This window comes from Acetobacter tropicalis, from assembly GCF_001580915.1.
GTDB classification, from domain to species: domain Bacteria; phylum Pseudomonadota; class Alphaproteobacteria; order Acetobacterales; family Acetobacteraceae; genus Acetobacter; species Acetobacter tropicalis.
The window spans coordinates 1-19,148 of the sequence record NZ_LHZQ01000191.1 but is presented as its reverse complement, the minus strand read 5'-3'; the positions used below and the strand labels follow the sequence as shown (position 1 = coordinate 19,148).

Below are 19,148 nucleotides of genomic sequence, written 5' to 3'. Positions count from 1 at the left end.
TTTACCAGCCCAGCCCGGTCAGCCGTTCAGACACATCCCACAGCCGTTCCGCTGTGCTGGCTTTCAGGGCTTCAGGTGGCACATGGGCCGGGCCGGGTAGCCCCCGGCGCTCTGCGCGTCCCTGAGGGCCGTAATAGTCTCCATCCCGGGCGGCAGGGGAGAGCGCGGCGTAAAGCAGGGGTTCAGCCCCTCGCGCAGCGGACTGGCCCATTATCCGCAATACGACTCCGCCCAATGTTTCTTCTACCTTGCCAATGGGGCCCGGCAGGGCGGAGGCAGGACCATTGGCAACAATGGAAGTGGAAGACCATCCCGGATGTGCTGCGCGGGAGTGGAGTTTCCATCCAGCGTTTCCTGCACGGCGGGCCAGCTCACGCGCAAAAAGCAGATTAGCCAGTTTGCTCTGCTGGTAGGCTCCAAACGGGCTGTAGCGGTGGCGGAACTGGAGATCATCAAAATGAATGGAGCCTTTGCAGGCTGCTAGACTGGCCACAGTCACCACAACACCACCGCCTGCCGCCGCTTCCAGCAAGGGGCGCAGATGATAGGTCAACGCAAAATGGCCAAGATGATTGGTGCCGAACTGGAGTTCAAACCCGTCCTGGGTTTCCTTCCGGCGGGCAGGCGCCATGACACCGGCATTATTGATCAGAAAATCCAGCCGGTTGGTATGATGCGCAACAACTGCGGCGCAGGCGGCCACAGATTCAAGGGACGTAAGATCCAGTGTCAGCAGGTCTACCTCTGCGGTGGGGCAGCGGGTCTTCAGGTTTTCCACCGCCACAAGCCCGCGTGCATTATTACGCACCGGCAGCAGAAGGCGTGCCCCCCGCATGGCCAGCCCGCAGGCCGTTTCAAACCCCAGCCCGCTGTTGGCGCCCGTTACCAGTGCAACTTTTCCCTGCAAGCTGGGCTGCTTGGCCGTTACGGCCCACTCGTGTCGTCCAATCATGAAGGGATAATCCGTAACCGTTCGTCATTTTCCGCGGCTTTCAAGGCTTCCTCCGTCAGGCGTTTCTCGTTGCGTTTCAGGAAAAGGAATGACGCGGTAATAATGATGATGGCGCAAACGCCGAACCCGATGCCTACCGGGCCAGACAGCTTGAGCACCTCATTCCCCAGCATATAGGTGCAAAAGGCGTATCCTCCTGCCCAGCATATGCCACCTAACGCATTGTGCCATAAAAACGTGTGCCACGGCATATGGTTCGCCCCGGCCAGCAGCGCCACAAACATGCGCAGAACCGCAATAAACCGGCCAAAAAACACCACTGATCCGCCATGCTTCAAAAACACATAGCGGCCCAGCAACAAACGCTCAGGTGTAAGCCCGATCTTGGGGCCGTATTTCTGCAACAGTTTCAGCCCCAGCGCACGGCCCAGCAGATACCCGAAATTGTCACCCATGATGGCACCAGTCACGGCGGCGATAATAACGCCCGTAATGTGCAGCTTGTGGGTTGTGGCGCAGAATAAAGCAGCGGTGATGATCAGGCTTTCCGCTGGCAGGGGCAGGCCCATGCTTTCCAGCATCACCACCACGCCAACCACGGCATAACCGTATTGGGAGAACAGGCCATCCAGATGCTGGAGCGAAAAGTAGGATTCAAGAGTGTGTAGCAGGACGGGTTATCCATTTCTGGCAGATCGGGTGTCACAGGCAGGAACAGTGTTGGGTGCGGGGTGTCAAGTCTGTCTGCGGGCGGAGGGTGGGCAATCATGCTGGGCTGCACCGCTGGAGATATGAGGGAAAAACCCTATCATGGTGAAAAGAGCATCTGCATGCGCCGGGTTGCGTTGGGCGCGTGCGTTATTGTTTTCTGGTCAAGGAGTCCCTGATGCCTGATGCGCCTATCTCTGCCGAAGTTTCCAGCGTTGCTAAAAAGGAGAGCAGCAAGCAGCCATTGCCCTGTGGCACCTGGCCCTCCCGTGTCACGGTAGATCTGGTGGCAGGGAAAACACGCACGCTTTCTGAAGTCAGTGTTGATGGGACCGTGGTGTACTGGCTGGAGCGGCGGCCCTCGGAAAAGGGGCGCACGGTTCTCATGCGGTGGTGTGAGGCCTCCGGAAGTCAGGAGGTGCTGCCGCCCGAGTGTGATGTCGCAACACGGGTGCATGAATATGGGGGTGGGGCATATGCTGTCCGGAACGGGCAGGTTGTCTTCTCTGATAAACGAACAGGTGGCTTATGGGGGCTGCTGACCGAGGATGCCTCCCCCATCTGCCTGGCACCGGGGGAGGGGCTACGTTATGCGGACCTCCGATTTGATCAGGCAGGCCATACGGTGCTGGCCGTGCGGGAAGATCATCGCATACAAGGGGGGCCAAAGGCGGCTCTTGTGGCTGTTCCCGTCGGTTCCGATCCTGTGGGGAAAGGGGCCGTGCTTTATACGGGGCCAGATTTTCTTTCTTCTCCGGCACTTTCTCCTGATGGCGCGTTTCTGGCGTGGATCGAGTGGGATCACCCCAATATGCCGTGGGATGCCACGCGCCTCTGTCTTGCCCGTGTTGTGCGCGATGCGCAGGGACAGATTCGGGCGCTTGAGGATCGGCGTGTTTTAGCCGGCGAGGCACAGGCCGAATCGATTCTCGAGCCACGCTGGGCAGACGATGGGCGGTTGCTGGTTATTTCTGATCGGTCAGGCAGTTGGACCATCTGGCAGGTAGAGCAGTCGATCCTGTCACTGCACAAGTCGGCGCAACAGACGGATGCACCCCTTTCTGGATTGACGCCGCTCCCTATGCCGGAGGGCGAAATCGGTCAGCCCGCATGGGTATTCGGCCAGCGCAGTTATCAGCCTCTGCCGCAGGGGAGCACCCTGGTTCTAGCTGTGCGGGAAGGGGTTACACACTGTTTGTGCGTGAGCCGCGAGGGCACGGTGACACCCTTTGCCGCGCGTCCTGAACAATGCCCTGTGCCTTTGGCCAACGGCCACTTTGCATGGCTTGAAGCACCATCAGACGTCTTGCCAACGGTCGTTGTGGGCACGGGGCAGAACGGCGTGCAGCAGGTTCTTCAGCATTCTGCGGCTCTCACCCTTTCTTCGGATGATATTTCCCGGCCCGAGACAATTCGTTTCCCGGTTGAGGAAGGAGGCGAACCACTGGGCCACGCCTTTTTCTATCCGCCAGCCAACAGTGCTGCCCGTGTACCAGAAGGGGAGCGCCCCCCCATGATTGTGCTGGTGCATGGTGGTCCTACCGCCCGCGCGCAGGAAGGACTGTCTTTCAAGGTGCAGTGGTGGACATCCCGTGGCTTTGCCGTGCTGGATGTGAACTACGGTGGCTCCACAGGGTTCGGCAGGCAGTGGCGCGAGCGCCTGAAAGGGGCCTGGGGCGTGGTGGATGTGGCGGACTGCATTGCCGCCTGCCAGCATATGGTCAAAACCGGACGGATTGATCCGGCCCGAATCGCTATCCGGGGTTCCAGTGCTGGCGGCATGACGGTGCTGGTGGCGTTGGCATCCTCATCTCTCTTTGCAGCCGGGGTCAGCCTGTATGGCGTGACAGATCTGCGGGCGCTGGCGCAGGAGACCCATAAATTTGAAGCACGCTATCTGGATGGACTGATTGGACCGTGGCCAGAGGCCGAATCGGTCTATCTGGCGCGCTCTCCTCTTTCCGTGGCGGCGCGCATCCGGGCCCCCGTTCTGCTGTTGCAGGGGGCGGAAGATCAGGTGGTTCCCCCTGCTCAGGCATACGCCATGGCCGATGCCCTGAAGGCGGCAGGCACACCCTGCATTTTGCACGAATTCCCCGGTGAGGGGCACGGCTTTCGGCAGGAAAGCACCATTCGTAAGGCGTGGGAGGAAGAGCTGGCGTTTTATGGCCAGGTGTTTGGTTTTCAGCCTCAGGGCTAAGCGGCGGGGTGACCTGTCTTAAATGTGATCACCGGCTGTCTCTTCATCTGGAGCCGGAGGGCGGGTTACTCCGTTGAAGCAAGAAAAAGGCCGGTTCCCCTTTCAGGGAATCGGCCTTTCTTGTGTCTCAGGCAATGGAGGTGTGACGCCTGAAAGCCCTTAGAATTCCGCGTAACGCGGAGAATAGGTCAGGCTTTCAATCCATGCCCGGATATCTGTTGGGCGGTCCACCGTGGCGGCCCCTTTTTCAAAAATGAACTCCGCAATACGGGCTGCGGAGGTGATGGACACTTCCAGAATATCGCTCTGCGGTGGGAACAACCGTCCACGTTCCTGAGAAATGGGGCTGACCTGATCCGCCAGAGCGCGGGCAGCTTCAATGACCATTTCGTTGGTAATCACGTCCGGGCAGGTTGCGTAGACTGCCAGCGCCAGCGCGGGGAAAATATAAAAATTGTTGGCCTGGCCGGGGTAGAAGGTCTTGTCGTTCAGCGTGACTTCCGGGAACTGGATACCTGCCGCAAAAAGCGCGCGCCCGTTGGACCATGTATAAGCCTGCTCGGCCGTGCATTCCGCGTTGGTGCCCGGCAGGGAAAGGGCAAAGATCACAGGGCGTTCATTCAGGGCAGACATGGCTTCCACCACGTCCTGCGTAAATGCGCCGCCTGCGGTTGAAACCCCAACCAGAACCGTTGGCTTCACGGTTTTCACCATCGCCAGCAGATCTTTCGATGCAGGCATGGTCTTGGCGTAGCGGGCCTGCTGCGGGGAAAGATCCGTGCGGGATGTTTCCAGCAATCCGTTCACGTCCATCAGCGTAATGCGGGAAATGGCATCTTCTTCCGAGACACCTTCCAGCTTCATGGCGGAGACGAGCATATCTGCCGTGCCCAGCCCTGAAGAGCCAGCGCCAAGGAACAGGATGCGTTGGTCAGCCAGCGATTCGCCCTTGATCTTGAGGGCCGTGATCAGCCCGGCCAGCGTAACGGCTGCCGTGCCCTGAATGTCATCATTATAGCAGCGAATCCGATCCTGATATTTTTCCAGATACCGGATGGCGTCCGTGCCTTTCCAGTCTTCAAAATGGATCACGCAGCGCGGGAACACGGCGCGCACCGCCTGAATGAATTCTTCCACAAATTCGTCCAGAACCTCTTCAGACGGCGGCTCACGCCGCAGACCCAGATAAAGCGGATCAGCGCGAAGCGCCGTGTTGGTCGTGCCAATATCAAGCTGAATGGGCAGCAGCACATCAGGCGGCACGGCACCGCAGGCGGTGTACAGATGCAGCTTGCCAATGGGGATACCCATGCCGTTTACGCCGATATCGCCCAACCCCAGAATGCGGCCGCCGGTGGTCACGCAGATGGCGCGTACATCCGTGACCGGCCAGTTGCGCAGCACCTCTTCAATCCGGCCCTTCATTTCCAGGCTGATATACATGCCACGTGGGCGCCGATAGATGTGGCTGAACTGCTTGCACACTGTTGCCAGCGTGGGAGCGTACACAATCGGCACAAACTTGGCCGGGTTGGACATCAATACGCGGAAGAACAGGGTTTCGTTCTGGTCACGCAGGCCGCTCAGATAAATATAGCGTTCCAGATCATTGGGCTTGGCATCCAGATGCCGCTGCACCCGCTCCACCTGCCTGTCCAGACTTTCCACATGCGTTGGCAGGAGACCTTCCAGACCATAAAGGCGGCGTTCTTCCGTTGTAAACGCCGTGCCTTTGTTAAGGCGTGCGTCATTGAGGAGGGACATTCCCCGGGCAGGAGGCGGTGTGGTGCTGGGCATGGAAGACCTTTGAAAAATGGAACACAAGGCCCGCTTTATAGCGCTCAAAAGCGCGTGACGGGCAGCGGCTTTGTCTCAGGAAACGTATCAAATATCTGAAAGCTGCCGGTTGAGTTTTTCAAGATAGAGCTATGCTTTTACAGGAACAGTAAAATCGGTTTTCAAAACGGGCACCGGCAGCAAAGTCTTGGCGGCACAGATGGCCTGCTGGCAGAAAGGGAGGACCGAAAACAAAAAAAGTGGCCACAAGGGCCACTTTTTCAGGAAATCCAGAAACTGGAACAATACCAAATCAGAGCTTTTCAACCTGATTATATTCCAGATCAACCGGCGTAGACCGCCCGAAGATGGAGACGCTGACTTTCAGGCGACCCTTTTCTTCGTCAATTTCTTCAATCACGCCATTGAAGGAGGTAAACGGACCATCCGCCACGCGAATCTGTTCACCAACTTCGAACGTAACAGCCGAACGCGGATGCTGAATGCCTTCCTGCGTCTGCTTGATAATCCGTTCAGCTTCTGCTGCGGAAATGGGGGTCGGCCGGTTTCTGGTGCCCAGAAACCCCGTAACCTTGGGCGTATCCTTGACCAGATGCCAGGATTCGTCCGTCATTTCCATTTTCACCAGCACATAGCCGGGGAAAAACTTGCGTTCAGCGTTAACTTTCTGGCCGCGGCGCACTTCAATGACTTCTTCTGAAGGAACCAGAATCTCGTCAATGTGGTCTGCCAGACCCTTCTGCTCAGCCTGTTCGCGAATATGCTGCGCAATTTTCTTTTCGAAGCCCGAATAGACGTGGACCACGTACCAACGTTTGGCCATGTCGTTTCCTCAGCCTCCCAGTCCGAACAATTGACGCACGCCAAGACCAATCAACTGGTCAACGACGAAAAAGAACACCGATGCCATGCCTGCCATGGCAAGAACGGCACCTGTTGTAATGAGAGTGGCGCGGCGTGTGGGCCATGTAACCCGTTCGGCCTCGGCACGCACATCACGCAGAAACTTACCGGGACTGACCGACACGAACCATCCTCTCTCCGCTGACTGGCCCGACGCAATGCGGACAGACAGTGCAGCCTGAAAAACTCTTCAATTCTGTCAGGAAACGCCGCATGCGCAGCAAACTTTTCCAGCCAGCATAAACTGGCAGGGGTGGAGGGTCTCGAACCCACAACCTCCGGTTTTGGAGACCGGCGCTCTAGCCAATTGAGCTACACCCCTGCAATGCGACTGCCGTCACTACAGGCCGAGCATAACGGAAACCCGTCAGCCTGACCAGCCGTGCGCGGCCCTTGCAGGAGGCGGAACAAAATATGTTGTGAGGATAAAGTCAAGAGGCAGAAGACGATAACCTGCAAGATGGTGCAGATCAGGCACAAAAAACCGCATGAACGGGGGCTTGCAGGACAGACGGATTTTAGCGTAAAAGCATCGCCACGGAGTGCGGGCATAGCATAGTGGTAATGCAGTAGCCTTCCAAGCTACCGAGGAGGGTTCGATTCCCTCTGTCCGCTCCAAGCTTTCCCCTACATGTTATAAAAACTGTCATTTCAGCCGCTCCTAAAAGCGGCATGAGAATGGAACAGTTTTCTTGTGTCTCGCCAGTGGGCGATATGGGGCAGAAATTTTTTTCAAAAATATGAAATTCTAACGTCACGCTGTTTTTGTGCTCCTTCCGGTGTGCCGTTTTTTGGATTCGGGGAGCGTCGTTTATTTTCTAGAAAGAGTGGGCCGGCTCTGACGCCAGATGTGTGCGGTATAAGGATAGGGTCTCCGTGCCTCAAAACGTGCGCCATATTTCTTCATCGCTCATTCCGCTTTTTTCTCGGGCTTTGCGATGAGAGGATTCGTTTTTCCTCCCTTGGGAGCCAGAAAACGGCCCCGATCTTAAAATTAGAGTTAAGCTGCCAGTTGCGTGGTGTGTTTCAGCATGCTAGAGGCCGCGCCGACGCATGCTTGTGGTTCCTGACGGACCAGAGGCGGAGTCATGACGTGGAATGCCGGCGCGCACAGAAGGAAAGAGCCTAAAAAGTGGTGGCCTCGGGCGTAACGACAGCACAACCGGTTGCTTTTGCTGCCAACGGTCTTGAAGGCCGTTATGCAACTGCGCTTTATGAACTCGCAGCAGATCAGCAGCAGCTTGACGCAGTGCTTGATGAAGGGGCGGCTCTTGCCCGCCTGATTGATGAAAGCGCGCCGCTGCGCACTGTTCTGGCTGACACACGGCTGGATATCCTCGTATCGCGCAAAGCTGTTCTGGCAGCTCTTGAAGCGCAGGGATTCAGCCAGATCATCAGAAATTTTGTTGGCGTTGTGGCTGATAACCGCCGCCTGCCTGTGCTGCGGCGCATTCTGGCCTCGCTGGATGCGCTGGCGGCGTCGCGCCGTGGTGAAGTGGTGGCCGAGGTGGTAAGCGCCCAGCCCCTTTCCACACCGCAGCGCGCCCAGCTTCAGGTTCGCCTGGCAGAGGCTGGTTATTCCCGCGTTACAATCCGTGAGCGTGTCGACGCTTCCCTCCTCGGCGGTCTCGTCGTGCGTGTGGGGGCTAAACTTTATGACGCCAGTCTTCAGACCCGCCTGTTTCGTTTGCATTACGCCATGAAGGGAGCCGCGTGATGGAAATCCGTCCCGCAGAGATTTCGGATATCCTCAAGCAGCAGATTGCTTCGTTCGACAAGGAATCCGATGTTGTCGAAACCGGCACTGTCCTGTCCGTAGGGGATGGTATTGCCCGTGTGTTCGGCCTGCAGAATGTCATGGCGGGTGAGCTCGTTGAGTTCCCGTCCGCTGGCCAGAAAGGCATGGCACTGAACCTCGAAAGCGATAACGTTGGTATCGTGATTTTCGGGGATGACACCAACATCCGTGAAGGCGACACCGTCAGCCGTTCCGGTGTGGTGGTCGAAGTGCCCACCGGCAAAGGCCTGCTGGGCCGCGTTGTGGACGGTCTGGGTAATCCGATCGACGGCAAGGGTCCGCTGTCCAACGTTGAAATGCGTCGCGCTGAAGTCAAGGCTCCCGGCATCATGCCGCGTCAGTCTGTTAGCGAACCGATGCAGACCGGCATTAAGGCCATTGACGCACTGGTGCCCGTTGGCCGTGGCCAGCGTGAACTGGTGATTGGTGACCGTCAGACTGGTAAAACAACCATTCTGACCGACACCATCCTGGCGCAGAAGACCGTCAATGACGAAGGCGACGACAAGAAGTCCCTTTACTGCATTTACGTGGCGGTTGGTCAGAAGCGTTCCACAGTGGCGCAGCTTGTGCGTTTGCTGGAAGAAAAGGGTGCGCTGCAGTACTCCATCGTTGTGGCTGCTACGGCGTCTGATCCGGCTCCGCTCCAGTATCTGGCGCCGTATTCTGCCTGCGCCATGGGCGAATATTTCCGTGACAACGGCATGCACGCCCTGATCTGCTACGATGATCTGTCCAAGCAGGCTGTGGCTTACCGACAGATGTCCCTGCTGCTGCGTCGTCCGCCGGGCCGTGAAGCTTATCCGGGTGACGTGTTCTACCTGCACTCTCGTCTGCTGGAACGCGCTGCAAAGATGTCCGACGCCCACGGTGGTGGTTCTCTTACCGCTCTGCCGGTGATTGAAACCCAGGCCGGTGACGTTTCCGCTTACATCCCGACCAACGTGATTTCCATCACCGATGGTCAGATCTTCCTGGAAACCGATCTGTTCTACCGTGGTATTCGCCCGGCCGTAAACGTTGGTGGCTCTGTGTCCCGCGTTGGCTCCGCCGCGCAGATCAAGGCCATGAAGCAGGTTGCAGGCAAGATCAAACTGGAACTGGCCCAGTATCGTGAAATGGCAGCGTTCTCTCAGTTCGCGTCAGATCTTGATCCGGCTACCCAGAAGCAGCTGGCACGTGGTGCCCGTCTGGTGGAACTGCTGAAGCAGCCGCAGTCTTCTCCCCTTACGGTGGAAGAGCAGGTTGTGGTGCTGTATGCCGGAACCCGTGGCTTTATTGACGGTATCGCCGTTGATAAGGTTGTGGCGTGGGAACGCGCTCTGCTGGGTGACCTGCAGAATGCTGGCAAGGATATTCTTGAGGCTATTGGCAAGGATCGCCAGTTGACCAAGGATACCGAAGCGCGTCTGACGGAATATCTGACCACCTTCAACCGTAATTTCGGCTGAGGGAGCAGGAGCATTCATGGCTTCCCTCAAGGAACTCCGCGCCCGGATCGGAAGTATCAAGTCGACACGGAAGATCACCAGCGCGATGAAAATGGTCGCGGCCGCAAAACTGCGCCGCGCTCAGGCTAGTGCTGAAGCTGCCCGTCCGTATGCAGCGGCCATGCGCCGCATGCTGGCCGAACTGGCAGGCGCTGCGAAGGGGGAAGAAGGCGGTCCACGTCTTCTGGCCGGAACAGGGCGTGATCAGATCCATCTGCTTATTCCGATCACCAGTGATCGTGGGCTGTGCGGTGGCTTTAACGCCAACGTACATCGCCTGACACAGCAGACCATCCGCAGGCTTCAGTCTGAAGGCAAAACCGTCAAGCTGCTACCTGTTGGCCGCCGTGCCCAGAACTATTTCTCTCGCGAATACAGTGATCTCATCATTGATAAGGTCAGCGGTGTCAGCGGGAAGGACGTGCCGTTCTCAGCGGCAAGTGATCTTGGAAACAAGATCAACGCGCTGCTGGAATCTGGCGAGATTGATGTCTGCACGCTTGTTTATAACAAGTTCCGCAACGCCATGACGCAGGTTCCCGCCTGCCAGCAGCTTGTGCCGCTGGTGATGGACGATGCCGCAACCGCAGCAACTGCTCCGGAAGCTGCAGGTGACGTGGCCCAGTACGAATTTGAACCGGATGAAGCAACGCTTCTGGCAATGCTGCTTCCGAAAAATCTGCAGGTTCAGATCTACGCATCGCTGCTGGAAACAGCGGCAGGCGAGAACGGAGCCCGTATGACGGCCATGGACAACGCTACGCGGAATGCAGGCCGGTCCATTGACAGTCTGAGCAAAGTCTATAACCGGACCCGCCAGACAAACATTACTAACGAACTGATCGAAATCATCTCGGGCGCACAGGCTGTCTGAGCCCGCTCGTTTGCCCCGCAGGAGCTGACCCATGTCGGATACCACAACCCAGACCCAGGCCCCTGCGGCCACGAAGACCAATGCTGTTGGCCGCATTACCGAGATCAAAGGGCCGGTTGTTGATGTGCAGTTCGAAGGTGAACTGCCGAAAATCCTCAACGCCCTTCACGTAAAGCTGGGTGATCAGACACTGGTGCTTGAAGTGGCCCAGGAAATTGGCGAGCACGAAGTGCGCTGCATTGCCATGGACACCACCGATGGCTTGGTGCGTGGTGCCGAAGTGCTGGACACCGGCTCTCAGATCTCCGTGCCGGTTGGCCCGGAAACGCTTGGGCGTATCCTGAACGTCACCGGTGACCCGATTGATGAAAAGGGCCCGATCAAAACGGCTCGGCGCGCGCCCATCCATCGTGACGCCCCGTCTTTTGAAGAACAGGCTGCTGCCTCTGAAATCCTGATGACCGGGATCAAGGTGGTTGATCTGCTCTGCCCGTATCTGAAAGGTGGTAAGGTTGGTCTGTTCGGCGGTGCCGGTGTAGGCAAGACCGTTATCATTCAGGAACTGATCAACAATATCGCCAAGGCGCACGGTGGTGTGTCCGTGTTTGCTGGTGTTGGTGAACGTACCCGTGAAGGGAACGACCTGTATTACGAAATGCAGGACGCTGGCGTTATCAAGCTGGGTGAAGACAACGCAACCGATGGCTCCAAAGTGGCGCTGGTGTTCGGTCAGATGAACGAACCGCCGGGTGCACGTGCTCGCGTGGCGCTGACGGGTCTGACGCTGGCTGAATATTTCCGTGACGAAGAAAACCAGGACGTTCTCTTCTTCGTGGATAACATTTTCCGCTTTACGCAGGCTGGCTCTGAAGTGTCCGCTCTGCTGGGCCGTATTCCGTCTGCAGTGGGGTATCAGCCCACGCTGGCCACGGAAATGGGTGCGCTGCAGGAACGTATTACGTCCACCAAAAAGGGCTCCATTACGTCCGTTCAGGCCGTGTATGTCCCTGCTGATGACTTGACCGATCCGGCTCCCGCAGCAACCTTTGCCCACTTGGATGCAACAACGGTGCTGAACCGTTCCATCGCTGAAATGGGCATCTACCCGGCTGTTGATCCGCTGGATTCCACGTCCCGTTCTCTGGACCCCGCCATTGTGGGTGAAGAGCACTACAACGTGGCGCGTGAAGTGCAGCGTATTCTGCAGACCTACAAGTCCTTGCAGGATATCATCGCCATCCTTGGTATGGATGAACTGTCTGAAGACGATAAGCTGATCGTGGCGCGTGCTCGCCGCATCCAGCGCTTCCTGTCTCAGCCGTTCCACGTGGCTGAAGTGTTCACAGGCGCACCGGGCAAGCTGGTTTCTGTGGCTGACACGGTTCGTTCCTTCAAAGCCATCTGTGCCGGTGAATATGATGACCTGCCGGAAGCTGCTTTCTACATGGTTGGCACCATTGAAGAAGCCGTTGCCAAGGCAGAAAAACTGAGAGAATCGGCCTGATAGCCGATTTCGGGAAGGAGCACATCCATGCCGATCCAGGTCGAGATTATCAGCCCTGAAAAGGTTCTGGTGTCGCGTGAAGTAGATATGGTGGTAATGCCGGGTGCGGAAGGCGATATTGCCGCCATGCCCGATCATGCCCCTATGATGCTTCTGCTCCGTGGTGGTGTTGTGTCACTGTATGAAAATGATACGGTGACAGACCGCTTTTTTGTAGGCGGTGGCTTTGCTGACATGACAGCAACCCGCTGCACCATTCTGGCAGACAAAGCTGAGCCGGTAAGCGCAATCTCTATTGATAACGCAACTGCCCAGTTGGAAGCTCTGACGGAAGCATGGGACAAAGCGGACAAGAGTGATATGTCCCGGCTGGACGTGCTTCAGGATAAAATCCTGGCGGTCCGTGCTGAAATTGAAGCAGGCTCTTCCCACTCGGCCTGATATGTTGGTCAGTAGGGGCTGTTGAAGTCCAAACAAAAAGCCACCTGTTATCAGGTGGCTTTTTTTATGCGCAGACTTTTCTACCAGAGAGCAAAATGAGGGAGCTGTTCCCGCTGCTCCGCCCAGCCTCACAAAAGGATTTTCCGCGATATCTTTTTGTGAGCCTCTTTTAGAAGGGGTGTACAGAGGCTCAAAAGCAGGCCGATCTTGCTAGGCTTGCACCTGAAGGTGTTAGCATATCGCTGAGATACTACCGGTATCGAGCACACAAATGTGCCTTTCAGCGATAAAACTTCTCCACGGCCTTTCTTTTTTCAGGTCCTTCCTTTGCGGATATTTCAGATTGTCTTCTGTGGGCAGATCTAGCCGCGGCCGCGATATGTGGGAACATCCTGTGAGGGAATCCAGACATCTGCCGGGGGGGCGCCTGTCTGCCAGAAGACATCAATGGGAATACCACCACGGGGGTACCAATAGGCCCCAATGCGCAACCAGACGGGCGAGAGCAGATCAACCAGTGTTGTCGCAATCTGCACAGAGCAGGCTTCGTGAAACGCGCCGTGGTTTCGGAAGCTGGTCAGAAACAGCTTGAGGGATTTGCTCTCCACAATCCACTGATCTGGCACATAATCAATGACCAGATGCGCAAAATCAGGCTGGCCCGTCACGGGGCAGAGGGACGTGAATTCCGGTGCGGTAAAGCGCACCAGGTAGCGTTTGTCAGGGTAAGGGGCAGGCACACGTTCCAGCACAGCCTCTTCCGGGCTGGTGGGGGCAGGAGTGTGGCGTCCCAACTGGGTGAGGGCGGCGCTGCCGTCGTCTGGGCGGGTCATGATGAACTCTTCCTTGTGTCTCAGATAGCTCTGGATGTCGAAGCTGTAAGCCGTTTCGTCAAGCTTTTCAGGCATGGCAGCCGTGGGTCTGCTTCTTTTTCTTCTCAGGTTGTGTATGAAGGTCTTATGGCCAAATCTTCAGCTCCCTCCTTCCCACAGCCCCGCCTTGTTTCCACAACACAGGATCTGGCAGACTCACTCATCCGTTTACGGGAAGAGCGGTTTCTGACCATTGATACCGAGTTCATGCGGGAACGCACATATTGGCCGGAATTATGTCTGGTTCAGATTGGCGGCGCCAATGATGTTGTCCTGATTGATACGTTGGCGGAAGGGCTTGATCTCGCGCCGCTGGCTGATCTGCTGGCAGATGAAAGTGTGCTGAAGGTTTTTCATGCTGCACGGCAGGATCTGGAGATTTTCCTGTATCTGTTTGATGCCTTGCCAACGCCTGTGTTTGATACACAGGTGGCTGCCATGGTGGCAGGTTATGGAGATCAGGTGGGGTATGACAGCCTTGTAGGCTCCCTGACAGGCCACGCCATTGATAAAAGTCACCGGTTTACGGACTGGTCCGTCAGGCCCCTAACGCCCGCGCAGTTGACGTACGCAGCCGGTGATGTCACGTGGCTGCGGCTTGTTTACGAGCGGCTGGTGAAAAAGCTGGAGCAGGAAAAGCGGCTGGAATGGGTTTCTGCCGAAATGGCGGAACTGGCTGACCCTGCGACATTTCGCGCTGACCCTGAAAAACAGTGGGAACGGCTGCGTGCCCGTACTGGTAACCGGCGGATGCTTGGTATTCTCCGGGCCGTGGCGGCGCTTCGTGAGCGGGAAGCCCAACGCGTAAACGTACCACGTCAGCGTTTGCTGAAAGATGAAAGTCTGCTGGAAATTGCGGCAACCGCACCTGCTACGGTGGACGCTCTGGCGCGTGTCAGGGGTATCTCGCGTGGGTTGGCTGAAGGCCGAACCGGTCAGGGACTATTGGACGCCGTAAAGGCAGCGCAGGCATTGCCTGATTCAGAACTGCCCCGCCTGCCGAAAGGCCGAAGCAAGGATGCGCCGCGTCCGTCCGCTGCTCTTATGGCCTTGCTGAAAGTGCTGTTGACTACCTGCTGTGAAGATCATGATGTCGCGCCTAAACTCGTGGCATCCATGGATGATCTTGAAGCGCTGGCACTTGATCCGTCCGTGCCCAACCCTTTGCTGTCAGGCTGGCGGAAGCGCGTGTTTGGCGATGCTGCTCTGGCCCTGCGCAATGGAGATATCGCTCTGGCCGTGAAAAAGGGAAAAGTAGACCTTATTCCGTGCGAGTCTTCAGCGAAGTAATAAAGAGCGGCCTTAAACGGCCTTTCCGTGCTGTCAGGCCAGCTTGGTAAGACCCAACATTGGTTTTGCAGTTGGCGTCCGTGGGCAGGCTGGCCTGCTTACGTGCCACACGACAAAGGGTGTCTAAGCAGTTGGACTGGTGACCCCGTTTGTCACTGAATGTATTGGATTTTCGTCTCTCAGGGCAACGCAGCGCGCTGTTAAGCCCCACGCTTGTCAGCGTCTGAAATTTTTCAGTAGCCGTCACCTGTCGATACGTTGAACAGGCTCTCTGATTTTTTCAGAAAGTCTCTTGGGGAACTGGTTCTGGCGACGTGAAACTGTTCTCTGTTCTCAGAGACTGTCCACAAAAGCAGTCTCTGAGAACCAAAGGGAAAGGATTTTAGAATCCCATTTCCTGCCAGATGTTGGAGAGCGGGCGCGCGCCAACGTGTGAAATGATTTCAGACGCGGCCACGGATGCCAGTCGGCCACATTCGGGCAGTGTCCGCCCAGATGTCAGCCCGGCCAGAAAGCCTGCTGCATAGGCATCACCAGCGCCAGTTGTATCGACCACCTGGGTGGGGACAGGATCAACTTTGGTGCGCTGGCCGTCATGAATGATCACGCTGCCAAGGCCGGAGCGGGTCAGGGCGGCGAAGGTTGTGTCCTGCTCGGTGTGGCGGGCGGCTGTATCAAAATCTTCCGTTTCATACAGCGCGCAGATTTCATCTTCGTTGGCGAAGAGAATATCAATGTGCCCGCGCACCAGATCCAGAAAAGCTTGACGGTGGCGGCCAACGCAGAACGGATCGGAAAGAGTGAGCGCAACCTGACGGCCATTCTGGTGGGCGAGGGTTGCTGCGCGGCGGAAGGCTTCCTGCGCATGGGGCGGATCAAACAGATACCCTTCAAGATACACAATGCTGGAGGCTGCAATGGTTTCCTGAATCACGTCATCGGGTGTGAAGTAAGTGCAGGCGCCAAGGTAGGTTGCCATGGTGCGCTGGCCATCAGGCGTTACCATCACAATGCAGCGTGCCGTCGGCAGGTTTTCGTAAGTATGGCCATCCAGCGGGGCGGAAGGAAATGTAATGCCGTTTTCACGCAGATCCTGCGCAAACGTATCTCCCGCCTGGTCCCGTGCCACTTTACCCAGATAGGCAACGCGTGCGCCAAACTGTGCGGCGACCACACAGGTATTGGCAGCCGAGCCTCCGCCCATAACACGTTCCGTTTTCAGCGTGGCTGTCAGGGCATTTGCACGGTCCACGTCAATCAGCGTCATGCTGCCCGGTGTCAGACCTTGCTGTTGCAGAAAGGAAGGTTCAACATTGGCAAGGATGTCCGTAATGGCATTGCCAATGCCCAGAATGTCGTATTTCGTTTCAGAAACGGTCATGAGCGTGTGTGTTTTCCTGAAAAAAATGAATGAGTCGGCTTTTTCGGTAGCCCGCTGCCATAAAAAGGGCAACAGGAAGCCTTAAGGGATGCTTGCCGCTCGGCCTGTCGGCTGTATAACAATTTGGAATGCCAGCTAGACGGATCGATGCGGGCAGTTACACGATCAGTAAAACCGCTGTCATAAAATGGCAGCCAGCATGGCGGGGGTGTTCTTGTTCAGAAGACGCAAACCTGAAGAAACCAAACCAGCAGCACCCGGCGCGGGTCAGAATGCCAGTTCGTCTGACAAGGCACGTCCGACCAGTGCGTTTGGTACCATTTTTCCTCCCACTTCTCCAGCCGGTTCACCCACACCTGCTTCCGGCAGCGGTGCGGCTCCGGCTTCCCGTCCTGATACAGCAAAGGAGACCCCTATGGGTCGTGCGCCACTTCCTCCCGGTTCCCCGCTTTCCCCCGGTTCTTCCGTGCCTCCCATTCCGGGTGCTGCCGCCCGCGGTCTGCCGCAGCAGGTACAGCCTAAAAAAGACGTGCCCGAACAGAGAACCCTTGTGGTTGGTCGCGGCATCAGCGTTCAGGGCACTGTGCAGGATGCTGAACGTCTGGTGGTTGAAGGCACCGTTGAATCCAGCATGATCACCGCCAAGGAACTGAGCGTCATGCCTGGTGGCCTGTTCCGCGGTGGTGTGGAAGTGGAAAATGCGGAGATCGCCGGTACGGTGGATGGATCTCTGACAGCCCGTGGCAGCCTGACGCTGCGCGCAACTGGCCGCCTGCTGGGCAAAGCCGCCTGCCGCCGCCTGAAAGTGGAAGATGGTGGTCAGATTACCGGTCAGCTTGAAATGCTGAGCGATGATGCAGCATCCAAGCCTTCTGTCTCCGCGCCAGAAAAGAGCGCCAGCGCAGAAAGCTGAGAGGTCTGAAAAGACCACGCCCTCACCTGCCTGATTGCTGATCCGGTAGGTGAGGGGGCGCTATCCCATGTGTCATGCGGGAAGCGCCAGGGAGCATGAGGCTCTCGAAAGATCAGGCGACGTTATCGCGCCGGTCGCGTAGTTTAACGTATGCAATCTGTGCGTGTTCAGCACAGTAAGGTTTGCCCGGAAGCGGCACAGCCCCACAAAAATGGAAACCCGGTGTTCCCGGATCGCCAATCGGCCAACAGCAGGACGGTCCACGCCGCTTTTGTGGATCAGGGTCTGAAATACGCTGTGGAACCGGCTTGGGTTTTGTTGGCGCACGAGGAGCCGGTTTTTCAACCTTGGCAACTTTGGGCTGAACAGCCGCCGTAGGGGCTGCCGCCACAGGTGTGGGAGCCGGTGTTGCTGCAGGTGCGGGTTTGGGTACAACCTGTGTAGATTCCGTAACCGTGTCCGGTGCCTCCACCTTGGTTGTGGGTGCGGGAGACGTAGCCGGGGCCGCAGCAGTTGCTCCGTCAGGTTTGGCAACGCTTTCAGCTTCCGGCTTCTTGACACCACGCCGGATGGGTGACGGGCGGGGGGGGAGCCCCAGCCGGTGCGCCTTGCCCACCACAGCGTTTTTCGTGATGGAGAGCCGACGGCCTATTTCTGCCGTTGAAAGACCTTCCGCCCAGAGCTCTTTGAGCCGGGAGATTGTTTCCTCGGTCCACTCCATTCACAGGCACCTTTTTTACATTGTCATCGTACAAGGAAGCAGCCTGCTTCCAATTCGGCGCATATTAGGGCGAGCGCAGGGGTATCTCAAGGACAAAGCCGTATAATCTTGCGCTTGCCTGCCGGAATCCGCTTGAAAAAGAAGGTTTTCTCCTGCTTGAGCCTCCTTTTACTGCTGGGTTGCCACAACGCGGCATGCTGCCAGATCCCATGCGGCACACCCGACTGATTTGAAAAAGATCGGTTGGCCTGCAGGAACCTCGCCTGTAAGCGCCGCAGCCAGAGGGCGGACATTCTGCCAGTTGATGCCAGCCTGAATCAGATCCCCAGCCTCGGTTGGGGCACCCACAGGGTCATCTACATAGAGCAGGCTGTTGTGTACAATCTGGGGGCCAACCTCAATCATCTCCGGTTTGTAAGCACCCACACCTATGACCAGACAGTGCGGCGCGGCTGGGGCGTCATAGAGAACAGTGGTGCTGGATGTCAGCGTCAGGACAACATCAAACGGTTCCTCATCAGCCTGTTCCGGGGCAAGCCTGAAAGAGGGCGTGCTGTGCTGCTGGCAGAATTTTTCCGCCCGTTCTACGGAACGGCCCCGCACGGTTACGCAGGCATGGGGGTAGAGCGCCGCCAATGCCTCAACATGGGCAATGGCCTGAGTGCCCGTACCAATCATCAACACCCGTTTGACCGGTCCACGTGCCAGCAGCTTGATGCCCAACAGACTGATGGCAGACGTCCGCCGCATGGTGACCGTAGGGCCGTCCAGTGCAAACAGAAACGTGCCGGTTGCGGCATCTGCACAGGTGACAACTCCCTGAATGGTGGGGCGGTCCGTGCCAGTGTTGTTCGGGCAGATGGTGAGTATTTTGGTAACCAGAAGATCCTTGCTGGCGGTAGGCATGGTCATTAACAGCGCCGAGCCTTCGGGAGCAGGAATACTCAGCCGTTCAGGGCAGCGAATTGCCCCTTCGGCATAGTCCTGAACCGTGCGGGCCAGAGCGTCCACCAAGGCGGAGTAAGGCAGGAGGGCGCGCGTTTGGGCAGCAGAATAATGCTTCATGCGGAAATCTTTCTGTCAGAACCATGTGGCAAGGGACACAGCATGGTAGCCGGCTTCCTGTGGCATTCTCTGGTATTCTGTCCGTTTGTAAACTACTCGCTTCTGGTTCTGCCACCGTATGGAGCGCTGATAACGGCAGCGCGATATGACGCTTTGTCCTGTCTTTGGTAAAGGGGGGGAGATCAAAGGGAGGATGCAGCATGGATGTAAGAGCGGCGGTTGCGTTTGAGGCGGGTAAG

General features: G+C 57.1%; 18 protein-coding genes and 2 tRNA genes. 9 read left to right on the top strand and 11 right to left on the bottom strand.

Annotated elements, in window-relative coordinates; genetic code table 11:
• Window position 1: 1 nt before the first annotated feature.
• The 3 genes from AD944_RS05945 to AD944_RS16720 are packed head-to-tail and all read right to left on the bottom strand — an operon-like array spanning window position 2 to window position 1,721.
• The gene (locus AD944_RS05945) at window positions 2–952 is read right to left on the bottom strand and encodes an SDR family oxidoreductase (protein WP_045541269.1); all 951 of its coding nucleotides are present in this window, start codon (window positions 950–952) and stop codon (window positions 2–4) included.
• Window positions 949–1,533, bottom strand: a complete 585-nt coding sequence (locus tag AD944_RS05940) for a DedA family protein (protein WP_081473509.1) — start codon at window positions 1,531–1,533, stop codon at window positions 949–951. Before AD944_RS05940 ends, AD944_RS05945 begins: the two co-directional genes overlap by 4 nt.
• Window positions 1,533–1,721 carry a hypothetical protein gene (locus AD944_RS16720; protein ID WP_140385776.1) on the bottom strand — a complete coding sequence of 63 codons (189 nt, stop codon included), beginning with the start codon at window positions 1,719–1,721 and terminating at the stop codon, window positions 1,533–1,535. Before AD944_RS16720 ends, AD944_RS05940 begins: the two co-directional genes overlap by 1 nt.
• A 117-nt stretch (window positions 1,722–1,838) precedes the next feature.
• On the opposite strand from AD944_RS16720, the gene AD944_RS05935 reads away from it, so the two are divergent.
• The gene (locus AD944_RS05935; RefSeq protein WP_236709101.1) at window positions 1,839–3,860 is read left to right on the top strand and encodes a S9 family peptidase; all 2,022 of its coding nucleotides are present in this window, start codon (window positions 1,839–1,841) and stop codon (window positions 3,858–3,860) included.
• Between the two features lie 159 nt (window positions 3,861–4,019).
• Here AD944_RS05935 and AD944_RS05930 read toward each other — a convergent pair whose 3' ends face one another.
• From AD944_RS05930 to AD944_RS05915, 4 genes are all read right to left on the bottom strand, one after another.
• Entirely contained in the window at window positions 4,020–5,657 is a 1,638-nt protein-coding gene (locus AD944_RS05930) for an NAD-dependent malic enzyme (RefSeq protein WP_039903341.1), read from the bottom strand.
• A gap of 292 nt (window positions 5,658–5,949) precedes the next feature.
• A complete protein-coding gene (nusG, locus tag AD944_RS05925; protein ID WP_006557411.1) occupies window positions 5,950–6,480 on the bottom strand; it encodes a transcription termination/antitermination protein NusG in 531 nt (176 codons plus the stop codon).
• 9 nt (window positions 6,481–6,489) lie between these two features.
• A complete protein-coding gene (gene secE / locus AD944_RS05920; protein WP_006557412.1) occupies window positions 6,490–6,684 on the bottom strand; it encodes a preprotein translocase subunit SecE in 195 nt (64 codons plus the stop codon).
• A gap of 121 nt (window positions 6,685–6,805) precedes the next feature.
• Window positions 6,806–6,882 (bottom strand) — tRNA-Trp (locus AD944_RS05915).
• 222 nt (window positions 6,883–7,104) lie between these two features.
• On the opposite strand from AD944_RS05915, the gene AD944_RS05910 reads away from it, so the two are divergent.
• The 6 genes from AD944_RS05910 (at window position 7,105) to atpC (ending at window position 12,667) form a co-directional block, all read left to right on the top strand.
• Window positions 7,105–7,178, top strand: a tRNA-Gly gene (locus AD944_RS05910).
• Window positions 7,179–7,692: 514 nt separating this feature from the next.
• On the top strand, window positions 7,693–8,277 hold the full coding sequence (gene atpH, locus AD944_RS05905; RefSeq protein WP_006557415.1) for an ATP synthase F1 subunit delta: 585 nt from the start codon (window positions 7,693–7,695) through the stop codon (window positions 8,275–8,277).
• Window positions 8,277–9,809, top strand: a complete 1,533-nt coding sequence (gene atpA / locus AD944_RS05900) for a F0F1 ATP synthase subunit alpha (RefSeq protein WP_045541270.1) — start codon at window positions 8,277–8,279, stop codon at window positions 9,807–9,809. The genes atpH and atpA overlap by 1 nt, the downstream gene beginning before the upstream one ends.
• A gap of 16 nt (window positions 9,810–9,825) precedes the next feature.
• Complete coding sequence (locus AD944_RS05895) at window positions 9,826–10,722, top strand: F0F1 ATP synthase subunit gamma (protein ID WP_045541271.1); 897 nt, start codon at window positions 9,826–9,828, stop codon at window positions 10,720–10,722.
• Window positions 10,723–10,753: 31 nt separating this feature from the next.
• Window positions 10,754–12,226 (top strand): F0F1 ATP synthase subunit beta, encoded by a 1,473-nt coding sequence (gene atpD / locus AD944_RS05890; RefSeq protein WP_006557418.1) that lies wholly within the window; start codon window positions 10,754–10,756, stop codon window positions 12,224–12,226.
• A 27-nt stretch (window positions 12,227–12,253) separates the two neighbouring features.
• Complete coding sequence (gene atpC, locus AD944_RS05885) at window positions 12,254–12,667, top strand: ATP synthase F1 subunit epsilon (protein ID WP_006557419.1); 414 nt, start codon at window positions 12,254–12,256, stop codon at window positions 12,665–12,667.
• 362 nt (window positions 12,668–13,029) lie between these two features.
• On the opposite strand, the gene queF is transcribed toward atpC, so the two are convergent.
• Window positions 13,030–13,500 (bottom strand): preQ(1) synthase, encoded by a 471-nt coding sequence (gene queF / locus AD944_RS05880; protein ID WP_006557420.1) that lies wholly within the window; start codon window positions 13,498–13,500, stop codon window positions 13,030–13,032.
• A gap of 126 nt (window positions 13,501–13,626) precedes the next feature.
• On the opposite strand from queF, the gene rnd reads away from it, so the two are divergent.
• Window positions 13,627–14,829, top strand: coding sequence for a ribonuclease D (rnd, locus tag AD944_RS05875; protein WP_045541280.1), 1,203 nt, complete (start codon window positions 13,627–13,629; stop codon window positions 14,827–14,829).
• Between the two features lie 382 nt (window positions 14,830–15,211).
• Here rnd and AD944_RS05870 read toward each other — a convergent pair whose 3' ends face one another.
• Window positions 15,212–16,210: an adenosine kinase gene (locus tag AD944_RS05870; protein WP_039903343.1), complete on the bottom strand. Its 999-nt coding sequence runs from the start codon at window positions 16,208–16,210 to the stop codon at window positions 15,212–15,214.
• Between the two features lie 199 nt (window positions 16,211–16,409).
• Here AD944_RS05870 and AD944_RS05865 point away from each other — a divergent pair, with 199 nt between their 5' ends.
• On the top strand, window positions 16,410–17,123 hold the full coding sequence (locus AD944_RS05865; RefSeq protein ID WP_227004943.1) for a bactofilin family protein: 714 nt from the start codon (window positions 16,410–16,412) through the stop codon (window positions 17,121–17,123).
• 112 nt (window positions 17,124–17,235) lie between these two features.
• Here the strand turns inward: AD944_RS05865 and AD944_RS05860 are convergent, their stop codons facing one another.
• On the bottom strand, window positions 17,236–17,844 hold the full coding sequence (locus AD944_RS05860; RefSeq protein ID WP_045541272.1) for a GcrA family cell cycle regulator: 609 nt from the start codon (window positions 17,842–17,844) through the stop codon (window positions 17,236–17,238).
• 168 nt (window positions 17,845–18,012) lie between these two features.
• A complete protein-coding gene (locus tag AD944_RS05855) occupies window positions 18,013–18,909 on the bottom strand; it encodes a delta(1)-pyrroline-2-carboxylate reductase family protein (RefSeq protein WP_045541273.1) in 897 nt (298 codons plus the stop codon).
• Between the last annotated feature and the right edge of the window lie 239 nt (window positions 18,910–19,148).